Annotated in this window: 10 protein-coding genes; 9 read left to right on the plus strand and 1 reads right to left on the minus strand. The window is 40.9% G+C overall.

Annotation, left to right across the window (positions count from 1 at the left end):
- Positions 1 to 14 precede the first annotated feature (14 nt).
- The 6 genes from rpoB (at position 15) to FHG64_RS15455 (ending at position 10,091) form a co-directional block, all read left to right on the plus strand.
- Positions 15 to 3,827 (plus strand): DNA-directed RNA polymerase subunit beta, encoded by a 3,813-nt coding sequence (rpoB, locus tag FHG64_RS15430; RefSeq protein WP_139067239.1) that lies wholly within the window; start codon positions 15 to 17, stop codon positions 3,825 to 3,827.
- Between the two features lie 80 nt (positions 3,828 to 3,907).
- Positions 3,908 to 8,209 carry a DNA-directed RNA polymerase subunit beta' gene (rpoC, locus tag FHG64_RS15435; protein ID WP_139067240.1) on the plus strand — a complete coding sequence of 1,434 codons (4,302 nt, stop codon included), beginning with the start codon at positions 3,908 to 3,910 and terminating at the stop codon, positions 8,207 to 8,209.
- 125 nt (positions 8,210 to 8,334) lie between these two features.
- On the plus strand, positions 8,335 to 8,649 hold the full coding sequence (locus FHG64_RS15440; protein WP_139067241.1) for a DUF3467 domain-containing protein: 315 nt from the start codon (positions 8,335 to 8,337) through the stop codon (positions 8,647 to 8,649).
- Between the two features lie 81 nt (positions 8,650 to 8,730).
- Positions 8,731 to 9,282 carry a DUF6933 domain-containing protein gene (locus FHG64_RS15445; RefSeq protein ID WP_139067242.1) on the plus strand — a complete coding sequence of 184 codons (552 nt, stop codon included), beginning with the start codon at positions 8,731 to 8,733 and terminating at the stop codon, positions 9,280 to 9,282.
- 3 nt (positions 9,283 to 9,285) lie between these two features.
- Positions 9,286 to 9,735, plus strand: a complete 450-nt coding sequence (locus tag FHG64_RS15450) for a GNAT family N-acetyltransferase (protein WP_139067243.1) — start codon at positions 9,286 to 9,288, stop codon at positions 9,733 to 9,735.
- A 35-nt stretch (positions 9,736 to 9,770) separates the two neighbouring features.
- On the plus strand, positions 9,771 to 10,091 hold the full coding sequence (locus FHG64_RS15455) for a DUF962 domain-containing protein (RefSeq protein ID WP_139067244.1): 321 nt from the start codon (positions 9,771 to 9,773) through the stop codon (positions 10,089 to 10,091).
- Here FHG64_RS15455 and FHG64_RS15460 read toward each other — a convergent pair.
- A complete protein-coding gene (locus tag FHG64_RS15460; protein WP_139067245.1) occupies positions 10,088 to 11,674 on the minus strand; it encodes a peptide chain release factor 3 in 1,587 nt (528 codons plus the stop codon). The genes FHG64_RS15455 and FHG64_RS15460 overlap by 4 nt on opposite strands.
- A 258-nt stretch (positions 11,675 to 11,932) precedes the next feature.
- Between FHG64_RS15460 and idi the strand changes: the two genes are divergently transcribed.
- The 3 genes from idi (at position 11,933) to FHG64_RS15475 (ending at position 13,393) form a co-directional block, all read left to right on the plus strand.
- Complete coding sequence (idi, locus tag FHG64_RS15465; RefSeq protein WP_139067246.1) at positions 11,933 to 12,451, plus strand: isopentenyl-diphosphate Delta-isomerase; 519 nt, start codon at positions 11,933 to 11,935, stop codon at positions 12,449 to 12,451.
- Positions 12,448 to 12,858: a 6-pyruvoyl trahydropterin synthase family protein gene (locus FHG64_RS15470; RefSeq protein WP_139067247.1), complete on the plus strand. Its 411-nt coding sequence runs from the start codon at positions 12,448 to 12,450 to the stop codon at positions 12,856 to 12,858. The genes idi and FHG64_RS15470 overlap by 4 nt, the downstream gene beginning before the upstream one ends.
- 88 nt (positions 12,859 to 12,946) lie before the next feature.
- Positions 12,947 to 13,393 (plus strand): peroxiredoxin, encoded by a 447-nt coding sequence (locus tag FHG64_RS15475; RefSeq protein WP_168191375.1) that lies wholly within the window; start codon positions 12,947 to 12,949, stop codon positions 13,391 to 13,393.
- Positions 13,394 to 13,448 lie beyond the last annotated feature (55 nt).

Raw genomic sequence — 13,448 nt, forward strand, 5'->3', positions numbered from 1 at the left:
AATTCCGTCCATTGATGTTAGCAACGCAAACTGAAAGATTGAATTTCTCTTCTGTAAAGAACAAGCCTGATTATCCCGACTTTCTGGACATCCAGATCAAGTCATTCCAGGATTTCTTTCAACTAGAAACAAAATCAGAAGAAAGGGGAGATGAAGGTCTCTATAATACCTTCATGGAAAACTTTCCTATTACAGACACCCGTAATCAATTCGTATTAGAATTCCTTGATTACTTTGTGGACCCGCCAAGATACTCCATCCAGGAATGTATCGAACGTGGTTTGACTTACAGCGTCCCGCTTAAAGCCCGCTTGAAACTGTATTGTACAGATCCAGAACATGAAGATTTTGAAACCATTGTACAAGATGTTTACCTGGGTACCATTCCTTATATGACCCCTAGTGGGACTTTTTGCATCAACGGTGCTGAGAGGGTAGTGGTATCTCAACTACATCGTTCCCCCGGTGTTTTCTTTGGACAATCCTTCCATGCAAATGGAACTAAACTTTATTCTGCCAGGATTATTCCTTTTAAAGGTTCCTGGATAGAATTTGCTACAGATATCAATAACGTGATGTACGCGTATATTGATCGTAAGAAAAAATTACCTGTTACAACACTTTTCCGTGCAATTGGATTTGAAAGGGATAAGGACATCCTTGAGATCTTTGACCTTGCAGAGGAAGTTAAGGTGTCAAAAACAGGACTAAAAAAGATCCTTGGCCGTAAACTGGCTGCAAGGGTATTAAATACCTGGTACGAGGATTTCGTAGATGAAGATACAGGTGAAGTTGTTTCTATTGAGCGTAACGAGATCGTTCTTGATCGTGATACAGAGCTTGAGAAGGAGCATATTGAAGAGATCCTCGAGACCGGAACCAAGACTATCCTTCTTCACAAAGAGGATAACTCTACCGGTGATTTCGCGATCATTCACAATACCCTTCAAAAAGATCCTACTAACTCTGAGAAAGAGGCAGTAGAACATATTTACCGTCAATTGCGTAACGCGGAGCCGCCAGATGAGGAAACTGCGCGTGGTATCATTGATAAATTATTCTTTAGTGATCAACGATACAGCCTTGGTGAGGTAGGACGTTACAGGATGAACAAAAAACTTGGTCTTGATATTGGAATGGATAAGCAGGTGCTTACCAAAGAGGATATCATTACCATTGTTAAATATTTAATTGAGTTAATTAACTCCAAGGCAGAGATCGATGATATCGATCACTTGTCCAACCGTCGTGTAAGAACTGTAGGAGAACAACTTTCCCAACAGTTTGGTGTTGGTTTGGCCCGTATGGCGCGTACTATTCGTGAGAGAATGAATGTTCGTGACAACGAGGTATTTACTCCAATTGATTTGATCAATGCTAAGACTTTGTCTTCTGTGATCAACTCTTTCTTTGGGACAAACCAGTTATCTCAGTTCATGGATCAAACGAATCCACTGGCAGAGATCACACACAAACGTAGACTTTCTGCACTTGGGCCTGGTGGTCTTTCAAGAGAGCGCGCAGGATTTGAGGTACGTGACGTTCACTATACGCACTATGGGAGGCTTTGTCCTATTGAAACACCTGAAGGACCAAACATTGGTCTTATCTCTTCCCTTGCAGTTTTTGCGAAGGTGAATGGAATGGGCTTCATTGAGACACCTTACCGTACAGTTACAAACGGAAAAATAGATTTTTCACAAAATCCTATTTACCTGAGTGCTGAAGAAGAAGAGGACAAATTGATCGCCCAGGCGAACATTTCTCTTGATGATGATGGAACAATTAACTCAGACAGGGTAATTGCCCGTGAAGAAGGAGATTTCCCGGTAGTTGAGCCAGGTGCTGTTCATTATACAGACGTTGCTCCAAACCAGATAGCCTCCATCTCTGCATCTTTAATTCCATTCCTCGAGCATGATGATGCCAACAGGGCTTTGATGGGATCAAATATGATGCGCCAGGCAGTTCCTTTATTAAGAGCAGAATCTCCAATTGTAGGTACAGGCCTGGAAAGACAGGTAGCTACAGATTCCAGGGTGTTAATTAATGCTGAAGGAGCAGGGGTTGTAGAATATGTGGATGCTGAAAGAATTACCATTAAATACGACCGTACAGAGGAAGAAAGAATGGTAAGTTTTGACAGCGATTCAAAAACTTATGAATTAATTAAATTCAGAAAAACCAACCAGGGAACTTCTATAAACCTTAAGCCAATTGTGCGCGTAGGAGATAGAGTAACCACAGGACAGGTACTTTGCCAGGGTTATGCAACCGAGGCCGGGGAACTTGCACTGGGAAGAAACATGAAGGTTGCCTTCATGCCCTGGAAAGGATATAACTTTGAGGATGCGATCGTAATTTCTGAAAGAGTTGTAAGAGAAGATGTATTTACTTCTATTCATATAGATGAATATTCACTAGAAGTTCGTGATACCAAACTTGGTAACGAAGAATTGACCAATGATATTCCAAACGTTTCTGAAGAGGCTACAAAAGACCTTGATGAGAACGGAATGATTAGAATTGGAGCTGAAGTTAAGCCTGGAGATATCCTTATAGGAAAGATCACTCCAAAAGGTGAAAGCGACCCAACTCCTGAAGAGAAACTACTTAGAGCGATCTTTGGAGATAAGGCAGGAGATGTTAAAGATGCTTCGTTAAAAGCTCACCCTTCATTAAGAGGTGTGGTAATTAACAAGAAACTTTTTGCACGTGCCGTGAAGGATAAGCGCAAGCGCGTACAGGATAAGGAAGATGTAGCTGCATTGGATAAAAAGTATGATGCGAAATTCGCTATTCTTAAGTCTGAGCTTGTAGACAAGTTGTTTGCTATTGTTGGTGGAAAAACTGCGCAGGGAGTTCAAAATGATCTTGGAGAGGAAGTATTGCCAAAAGGTAAGAAATTCACTCTTAAGATGTTGAATTCTGTTGATGACTATATCCACCTTACACAGGGAACCTGGACTACAGATGAGCACCTGAATAAGCTCGTTGCAGATCTTATCCATAATTACAAGATCAAGGAAAACGACCTACAGGGTAATCTTAGAAGGGAAAAATTCACCATCTCTGTTGGAGATGAATTACCGGCAGGTATTATCAAATTGGCCAAGATCTATGTGGCTAAGAAGAGAAAACTAAAAGTAGGTGATAAAATGGCGGGTCGTCACGGTAACAAAGGTATTGTTGCACGTATCGTTCGCCAGGAGGATATGCCTTTCCTTGAAGACGGAACACCTGTGGATATCGTACTTAACCCGCTTGGGGTACCTTCCCGTATGAACATTGGTCAAATTTATGAGACCGTGTTAGGATGGGCAGGACAAAAGCTGGGAAGAAAGTATGCTACTCCAATCTTTGACGGGGCTACCCTTGATCAAATAAATGAGCTTACAGATGAGGCCGGAGTACCGCGCTTTGGACATACTTATTTATATGATGGTGGAACCGGAGACAGATTTGACCAGGCCGCAACTGTTGGGGTGATCTATATGTTGAAATTAGGACATATGATTGACGACAAAATGCACGCCCGTTCAATAGGACCATACTCACTTATTACTCAGCAGCCGCTTGGTGGTAAAGCACAATTTGGTGGTCAGCGTTTTGGAGAGATGGAAGTATGGGCTCTTGAGGCCTATGGAGCATCGGCTACCCTACGTGAGATCTTAACTGTAAAATCTGATGATGTTATTGGTAGAGCCAAGACTTACGAGGCTATCGTAAAAGGTGAGCCAATGCCAGAACCTGGATTACCGGAATCTTTCAACGTATTAATGCACGAATTGAAAGGTTTAGGTTTGGATATTAGATTAGAAGAATAATATACTGCCAGTAGGGGTAAGCCTTGCGCTTACCCTTTAATGGCAGGATTTTCACAATAATTATAGCAGCACAGATTATTATGGCTAGAAATAATGAACATACAACAGAAAAGAGATTTAATAAAATCTCTATAGGTTTGGCTTCACCCGAGTCCATTTTGGCAGAGTCTCGCGGGGAAGTCCTAAAGCCTGAAACTATTAACTACCGTACGCACAAACCGGAGCGTGACGGATTATTCTGTGAGCGAATTTTTGGTCCTGTAAAGGATTACGAATGTGCCTGTGGAAAATATAAGAGAATACGGTACAAGGGAATTGTTTGTGACCGTTGTGGAGTAGAGGTAACAGAAAAGAAAGTACGTCGTGACCGTGTGGGGCATATCAACCTGGTTGTTCCTGTGGCACACATCTGGTATTTCCGTTCCCTTCCAAATAAAATAGGTTACCTTCTTGGATTGCCATCCAAGAAACTTGATATGATCATATATTATGAAAGATATGTGGTTATACAACCCGGTATTGCAAAGAATGCTGAAGGGGAACAACTGAAGAAGATGGATTTCCTTACAGAGGAAGAGTATCTTGATATCTTAGACAGCCTTCCGCAGGAAAATCTTTACCTGGAAGACAATGATCCAAACAAGTTCATTGCAAAGATGGGAGCAGAGTGTCTTATCGAGCTTTTAAGAAGAATTGACCTTGCTGAGCTTTCTTACGACCTAAGACACAAAGCAAACAACGAAACTTCCAAGCAACGTAAAACTGAGGCTCTTAAGAGACTTCAGGTTGTGGAAGCTTTCCGTGATGCTAATGAGAACAGGGAAAACCTTCCTGAGTGGATGATCATGAAAGTTATTCCAATTACTCCTCCTGAACTTAGGCCTCTTGTGCCTCTTGATGGTGGACGTTTTGCAACTTCAGATTTGAACGACCTTTACCGAAGAGTAATTATACGTAACAACCGTTTGAAGAGACTTATGGAGATCAAAGCTCCGGAAGTGATCCTTCGTAACGAGAAGCGTATGCTACAGGAAGCGGTAGACTCATTGTTCGATAACACGAGAAAATCTTCAGCAGTAAAAACAGATTCCAACAGGCCGTTGAAATCCCTTTCAGATTCCTTAAAAGGAAAGCAAGGGCGTTTCCGTCAAAACCTGCTTGGTAAGCGTGTAGATTATTCAGCACGTTCTGTAATTGTCGTAGGACCGGAACTTAAAATGTTTGAGTGTGGTCTTCCAAAAGATATGGCTGCAGAGCTTTACAAGCCGTTCGTAATACGTAAGTTGATCGAAAGAGGAATTGTAAAGACTGTAAAGTCCGCCAAAAAAATTATAGATAAAAAAGAACCTGTAGTTTGGGATATCTTAGAAAATGTTCTTAAAGGACACCCTGTACTGCTTAACCGGGCCCCAACTCTTCACAGACTTGGTATCCAGGCTTTCCAGCCAAAACTTATTGAAGGTAAGGCGATACAGTTACACCCACTTGCGTGTACTGCATTCAATGCCGATTTCGATGGGGATCAAATGGCGGTTCATCTGCCACTTGGGCCGGAGGCAATTCTGGAAGCCCAGTTATTAATGTTAGGTTCTCACAATATTCTTAACCCTGCAAATGGATCTCCAATTACGGTTCCATCTCAGGATATGGTTCTTGGTCTTTATTATATGACCAAGCCAAGAGTATCTACAGACGATGTAAAAATTAAAGGTCAGGGTCTTACATTCTATTCATCAGAGGAGGTTGTTATCGCCTACAATGAGAAGAAAGTAGATCTTAACGCCGTAATTAAGATACGTGCCAAAGATTATAATGAGCATGGACATCTGGTAAACCAGATCATTGAAACTACAGTAGGAAGGGTTCTCTTTAACGAATCTGTACCGGAAACTGCAGGATTTATCAATGAGGTATTGACCAAGAAGTCCCTTCGTGATATCATTGGTCGCGTATTAAAAGCTACAAGCGTTGCAGAAACTGCTGCCTTCCTTGATAATATCAAGGACCTTGGATATAAATTTGCTTACACTGGTGGACTATCCTTCAGTTTAGGTGATATTATTATCCCGGAAGAGAAGCAGTCTATGATCGATGAGGCTAATGAGCAGGTTGAAGGTATTATAGGAAACTATAACATGGGTCTTATTACCAACAATGAACGTTACAACCAGGTAATTGATATATGGACTTCTACTAACGCCGGTCTTACCGAGCTTGCTATGAAGAGAATTCGTGAGGACAATCAAGGGTTCAACTCTGTGTATATGATGCTTGACTCCGGTGCAAGGGGATCTAAAGAACAGATCCGTCAGTTAACCGGGATGCGTGGTTTGATGGCCAAGCCTAAGAAATCCAACTCTGGTGGTGGTGAAATTATCGAGAACCCAATTCTTTCCAACTTTAAGGAAGGTCTATCGATCCTTGAATACTTTATCTCTACTCACGGTGCGCGTAAAGGTCTTGCCGATACCGCACTTAAAACGGCAGATGCCGGGTACTTAACCCGTCGTTTGGTAGATGTTTCCCAGGATGTAATTGTAAATGATGAGGACTGTGGTACATTAAGAGGAGTTGAAGTGGCACCGCTTAAGAAAAATGACGAGATCGTAGAATCTCTTGGTGAAAGAATTCTTGGACGTATTTCTTTAAATGACGTGATCAATCCGTTAACTGAAGAGGTACTCGTAAGAACAGGTGAGGAGATCACAGAGAGTGCGGTTGCAAAAATAAACGAAGCCCCAATTGAAACAGTTGAAGTGCGATCTGCACTTACCTGTGAAGCCAAGAAGGGTATTTGTGTGAAATGTTACGGAAGAAACCTTGCGACCGATAAGATGGTACAAAGAGGTGAAGCTGTAGGTGTTGTTGCTGCCCAGTCAATTGGGGAGCCGGGAACCCAGCTTACACTACGTACCTTCCACGTGGGTGGTATTGCAGGTAACATTTCTGAAGAAAATAAACTTATTGCCAAATTCAATGGTATCGCAGAGATTGAGGATCTTAAAGTGGTAAAAGGTGAAGGGCCAGATGGTTCAATTACAGATATCGTGATCTCAAGAACATCTGAACTTAAATTGAAAGATAAGAAGACCGGCGTGGTACTTACTACAAGTAACATTCCTTATGGTTCACAGATCTTTGTAAATGACGGGGATGAAGTTAAGAAGGACGATGTGATTTGCCAGTGGGATCCTTATAACGGTGTAATTATTTCAGAATTTGCCGGTAAGGTGAAGTATGAGAACATCGAGCAGGGTATCACTTACCAGGTAGAGATAGATGAGCAAACAGGATTCCAGGAGAAAGTGATCTCTGAATCCAAGAACAAAAAGCTTATCCCAACATTATCGATACTTGGAAAGAAGGACGAGGTAATACGTTCTTACAACCTGCCTGTTGGAGCCCATATTATGGTGGACAAGGATGAAAAGATCAAAGTTGGTAAGATCCTCGTGAAAATACCACGTAAATCATCTAAAGCCGGGGATATTACCGGTGGTCTTCCAAGGGTAACAGAATTATTCGAAGCGCGTAACCCCTCTAACCCTGCTGTTGTAAGTGAGATAGACGGTGTTATTTCCTTCGGAAAAATAAAAAGAGGTAACCGTGAGATCATTGTTGAATCCAAGCTTGGTGAAGTTAAGAAGTATCTTGTAAAACTTTCTAACCAGATCCTTGTTCAGGAAAACGATTATGTACGTGCAGGTATGCCGTTATCTGATGGTTCCATCACTCCGGAAGATATTCTTGCTATCAAAGGACCAAACGCTGTACAACAGTACCTGGTTAATGAAGTACAGGAAGTATATCGTCTACAAGGGGTGAAGATCAACGACAAGCACTTTGAAGTTGTTGTTCGCCAGATGATGCGTAAGGTGAGAATAGTAGATCCGGGAGATACAATTTTCCTTGAAAACCAGTTGATCCATAAATCCGACTTCATTGAGGAGAACGACAAGATCTTTGGAATGAAGGTAATTGAGAATGCAGGTGATTCTACCAATCTTAAACCTGGCCAAATTGTGACTATAAGACAACTTAGAGATGAGAATTCATCCTTAAGAAGAGAAGACAAAGAACTTGCAACTGCAAGGGAGGCTGTTGCTGCAACTGCAACTCCTATCCTACAGGGTATTACAAGGGCTTCGCTTCAAACCAAGTCATTCATATCGGCAGCATCCTTCCAGGAGACTACCAAGGTTCTTAACGAAGCTGCAGTAAGCGGTAAGATAGATGATCTTGAAGGTCTTAAGGAGAATGTGATTGTAGGACATAAGATCCCTGCAGGAACAGGTATGAGAGAATATGACCACATTATTGTTGGTTCCAAAGAGGAATTTGATGAAATGCTAGAGAAAAAGCAGGAAGTTAATTATAACTAACAGCTTATAAATAGAAAAAAGGGTCGCAATTTGCGGCCCTTTTTTTATGCAATTCACTAAATCCCTAATCCTCCCTGAGGAAGCCGGGATTTTTTGTATTTTTAAATTGAATTAAAAATTAACCAATGAGCGAAGAAAAAAAACCTAAAAAAGGACAGATCAATATAGAACTGGATGAAAAAGTAGCAGAAGGCACATATTCCAATCTTGCAATAATTAACCACTCAGTTTCAGAGTTTGTAGTGGATTTTGTGAGTATTATGCCGGGAACACCTAAAAGTAAGGTGAAGTCCAGGATCATACTAACCCCGCAACATGCGAAACGTCTTTTAAAGGCACTGGGAGATAATGTGCAACGATTTGAAAAGGCCCATGGGGAAATAAAAGATTATGAACAGCCGCCAATTCCTTTGAATTTTGGACCTACGGGACAGGCTTAAAATATACCCGGAGAAATATCTTCGGGTTTTTTAATATATTCAATATATTATATAGAAAGTTCCATTTATGAATTTGGATGCATGATAACAACTATTTTTACTTCTAAAAAATTAGAGAAAATAACAAAGAGTTTAATAGAAGATTACAATGAGAAGCTCCCGGAGATAAGTAAACTAGGTAAATGGAATGCTACCGTTTTTTATGTATATCGTAAGAAGTGCTGGTTGGTAACAAATTCTCGCACCAGGTATTCTGTGATCCTAGCCAACGTAAAGTCTTCAGATCTTTCTCAGATAAATAGATTATTTAAGGAGGCGCTGCATAGGCAAATGAACTATGACAGCGTATCCATAACTCCTGAAGAAATAGACATTTTAATTGGGGATCTTAGGTTTAATCCTACAGATAATGATCGCAGAACCATAGGATTTCAAAACTCCCATCTTTCTACTCTGGAATATCGAAAAGATCAATACGGGATGCTTGAAAACTGGCCTATAACTCAAATAGTTCACTTTTTAAACAACACCTACTTTTATTGGAATAAACCTAAAATGACCGAAGGAACCTATCCCGTTACCGAATTAAGAAAAGAGCTGGAGACATTAGAAACCGACTTAAATACTCTTTAAAAGTTGATAGAGATAAAAAGAACTAATTCCAGGGATCCCGATCTTCCTTTCTTGATAAATTTATTGGACAGGGACCTTGCAGTTACAGATGGAGATGAACATGCTTTTTATGACCAGTTCAATAAAATAGATTTGATCAAGCATGTGGTGATTCTCTATCAGAATGAAAAAGCGGTCTCCTGCGGCGCCTTGAAAGAATTTATCCCCGGTACAATGGAGATCAAAAGAATGTTTACCAAAAGGAGTTCCAGAGGTAAAGGCTATGCCGGGATGGTATTAAATGAACTGGAGGAGTGGGCAAAAGAGCTGCATTATTCCAGGTGCATCCTTGAGACAGGCGTAAGGCAGCCGGATGCTATTGCCTTGTACAGAAAACATGGATATGAGCTTATTCCAAATTACGGGCAGTATGAAGGGGTGGAAAACAGCCATTGTTTTGGAAAAAACATTTAATCATATGAATTTTAAAACAATTTAATTTTTTCCCTATGAGCAACCGGATTACCTCATATTCTGAATTTTATCAATTCTATCTCAAAGAGCATCAAAACCAGACCAGCAGGATCCTTCACTTTATAGGGACATTCCTTGTTTTTATCCTGCTCTTCCTGGCAATAATCCAGGGTTGGGGCTGGAGATGGGTACTCATCCCGGTGGTAGGGTACGGTTTTGCCTGGGTTGGCCATGCATTCTTTGAAAGGAACAAGCCGGCGACCTTTAAATATCCCTTCTGGAGTTTGATTTCAGACTTTAAGCTGTTCTTTGAAATCCTCCTGGGTAAAAGGAGCTTTGATTCCTCAAAGGATTAAAATTCTGATGTAAAGTGAAATTTAATTGAAGGGTATTTTTGTTGGGTCATTTGCAGGGAGAACTGTGAGTCTGCCAGGAATACAAGTTGACCTCTCTTGTCTTTTGCAAGGAACTTTGATTTTACCCTTTTAAAATCCTTGAACTTCTCACTTTTTGGATCCTGCGGTTCTACCCAGGTTGCTTTGAACACATTCAAATTTTCATAGCTGCATTTTGCACCGTATTCGTGCTCAAGTCTATATTGTATCACTTCAAACTGTAAGGCACCAACGGTTCCAATTACTTTTCTTCCGTTAAGTTCCAGAGTGAATAACTGTGCTACCCCTTCATCCATTAGCTGGTCGAGACCTTTTTCAAGCTGCTTGGATTTCATGGGATCTGCATTATTCACATAACGGAAATGTTCAGGAGAAAAACTTGGAATTCCCCTGTAGTTAAGTTCTTCCCCTTCAGTTAAAGTATCCCCGATCTTAAAATTTCCTGTGTCGTGTAATCCCACAATATCGCCGGGATAAGAAACATCTACGATCTCTTTCTTTTCAGCAAAAAAAGCATTGGGACTCGAGAATTTTAAATTTTTACCATGTCGCACATGAAGATAAGGTTTGTTTCGCTCAAATTTCCCTGACACGATCTTTATAAAAGCCAGCCTGTCACGGTGTTTGGGATCCATGTTAGCGTGGATCTTAAATACAAAACCTGTGAAGTCCTTTTCATCTGGTTGTACTGTCCTGCTGTCGCTGTCCTTTGCCCTGGGGGTTGGAGCAATACTTACAAAGCAATCCAGGAGCTCCCTTACCCCAAAATTATTAAGGGCAGATCCAAAGAATACCGGCTGTAAATTTCCTTCCAGGTAGGCCTCTTTATCAAATTCAGGGTATACGCCCTGTGCCAGTTCCAGTTCATCTCGCAGGGTATTGGCCGCCTTTTCCCCAATAAGCTTATCCAACTCGCCAGAGTTAAGGTCTGATATTTCTACTGTATCCTCAATATCCTTTCTTGGATCGCCGGTGAAAAGGTTTACATTCTTTTCCCAAATGTTATAAATTCCCTTAAAGTCATATCCCATTCCAATGGGAAAGCTCAAGGGGGTAACGGTGAGATTTAGTTTTTGTTCGATCTCGTCAAGCAGTTCAAATGCATCTTTTCCTTCCCGGTCCATCTTGTTGATGAAAACGATCATGGGAATATTCCGCATCCGGCAAACTTCTACAAGTTTTTCGGTTTGCTCTTCCACACCTTTGGCAACATCAATCACCACTATAACGCTATCCACCGCGGTAAGCGTTCTAAAAGTATCTTCAGCAAAATCCTTGTGCCCCGGGGTATCCAGAATATTGATCTTGGTACCATCATATTCAAACGCCAGTACAGAAGTAGCAACAGATATTCCACGCTGCCGCTCTATTTCCATAAAGTCACTGGTTGCTCCTTTCTTGATCTTATTGGATTTTACAGCCCCTGCCTCCTGGATGGCACCACCAAAGAGTAGTAGTTTTTCTGTAAGTGTGGTTTTACCCGCATCTGGGTGAGAAATAATTCCAAATGTTCTTCTGCGCTTGATCTCGTCGTGAAACTTCATATGCTCATTTAAGGCTGCAAAGATAAAATAATTGAAGTAGAAAAAAGAGTTCGGTAAGGAGATAAAAAAGAGCTTGTTTTTAACATGTTGAGATCTGAATTCTCTTCTATTCTCCTGTCCATCAATTGTTTTTCTGAAATTGATCTTTTCAATCTTACCACGGCCATTGCTTTGCACTATACTGCCAGTGAAATCTTTCTATCACAGCCGGGTAAAAGTCTCTATGTGATTTTGTATTTTTGAGGATCATTATAAGCTATGACAGAAGAAAAAGTAATATTGGTGAATGAAAGTGATGAGCAAATTGGCTTGATGCCTAAAATGGAAGCTCACGAAAAAGGTTTGCTGCACAGGGCATTCTCAGTCTTTGTCTTTAATGACAGGAATGAACTCATGTTGCAGCAAAGGGCGCTTTCCAAATATCATTCCCCCGGTTTATGGACAAACACCTGTTGCAGCCACCAAAGGGAAGGGGAAAGCAATATAGAGGCAGGTAAACGCAGGTTGCAGGAAGAAATGGGTTTTAGTACAGAGCTTAAGGATACCATCTCTTTTATATATAAAGCCCCTTTTGATAATGGCCTTACCGAACATGAATTTGATCACATCCTGGTAGGGAAATTTAATGATGAACCAGAATTGAACCCGGAAGAGGCAGCTGCATATAAATGGATGCCCCTGGAAGAAGTTAAGGAAGATATGAAGCGCAATCCTCATATTTATACCGAGTGGTTCAAGATCATTTTTGATAAGTATTATCAAACCATTGAGCAATGAAAGTAACCGTTCACAGGAAAGCACATTTTAATGCTGCTCACCGGCTGTACCGAAAGGACTGGGATGATGTCAAAAATGAAAATGTTTTTGGCAAATGCAGCAATCCAAATTATCACGGCCATAACTACGACCTGGTAGTTGCAGTAACGGGGGAGATAGATCCCGAGACCGGCTTTGTTGTGGATATGAAATATCTAAAGGATCTTATAGCTGCTGAAGTGGAGACAGCTCTGGATCATAAGAATCTAAATGTCGAAGTTGAGGAGTTTCGCGATCTTAATCCTACGGCAGAAAATATTGCAGTTGTAATATGGAATAAGCTGAGGCCACATTTACAGGAGGAGCTGGAGCTCGCGGTCACGCTCTATGAGACTGCCCGTAATTATGTGACCTATACGGGAAATTGAAGGTAACACTTCGCGGAGATTGAAATACAGGGAATATTTTTTTACTAATAATCGCAGGAGACAGATTTTCTCCCAAAATATGAAGCATATGAAAAAAGGAGATTACCTGCCACATATATCATTAAAGGATAAAGACGGGAAGGAATTTTACCTGGATAGCTACAAAGGCGATAAGGCTGTGGTTATTTATTTTTATCCGCGTAATTTCACCCCGGGTTGTACAATGCAAGCCTGTGAATTTCGTGATAAATATGAAGAATTTAAGGATTTGGGAGCAGAGGTGATTGGGATAAGTTCTGATACTGAAGCTTCACACGCCCGTTTTGTAGAAAAATTTAAATTACCCTTTGTTTTTCTTTCAGATCCAGATAAAAAAGCCCGGAAGGCATTTGGTGTTCAATCATCCCTGCTTGGGCTGGTGCTCGGGAGAGAAACCTTCCTGTTCGATAAGGAAGGGAAGTTGCAAATGAGGTACAATAATCTTAAAGCAGCACATCATACAGAGAAGGCCCTCGAGAAGCTTAAGAGTTTATAAAGGCGGTTTTTATTTATAGAATGAGTGTAGATTGACAGGCGGAAAAAAAATATAT

This window comes from Antarcticibacterium flavum, from assembly GCF_006159205.1.
In the GTDB taxonomy this organism is placed as follows: domain Bacteria; phylum Bacteroidota; class Bacteroidia; order Flavobacteriales; family Flavobacteriaceae; genus Gillisia; species Gillisia flava.

Coding starts and splice junctions, on each gene's coding strand:
- rpoB (WP_139067239.1), top strand. CDS start 15: ATGTTAGCAACGCAAACTGAAAGATTGAATTTCTCTTCTGTAAAGAAC.
- rpoC (WP_139067240.1), top strand. CDS start 3,908: ATGGCTAGAAATAATGAACATACAACAGAAAAGAGATTTAATAAAATC.
- FHG64_RS15440 (WP_139067241.1), top strand. CDS start 8,335: ATGAGCGAAGAAAAAAAACCTAAAAAAGGACAGATCAATATAGAACTG.
- FHG64_RS15445 (WP_139067242.1), top strand. CDS start 8,731: ATGATAACAACTATTTTTACTTCTAAAAAATTAGAGAAAATAACAAAG.
- FHG64_RS15455 (WP_139067244.1), top strand. CDS start 9,771: ATGAGCAACCGGATTACCTCATATTCTGAATTTTATCAATTCTATCTC.
- FHG64_RS15460 (WP_139067245.1), bottom strand. CDS start 11,674: ATGAAGTTTCACGACGAGATCAAGCGCAGAAGAACATTTGGAATTATT.
- idi (WP_139067246.1), top strand. CDS start 11,933: ATGACAGAAGAAAAAGTAATATTGGTGAATGAAAGTGATGAGCAAATT.
- FHG64_RS15470 (WP_139067247.1), top strand. CDS start 12,448: ATGAAAGTAACCGTTCACAGGAAAGCACATTTTAATGCTGCTCACCGG.
- FHG64_RS15475 (WP_168191375.1), top strand. CDS start 12,947: ATGAAAAAAGGAGATTACCTGCCACATATATCATTAAAGGATAAAGAC.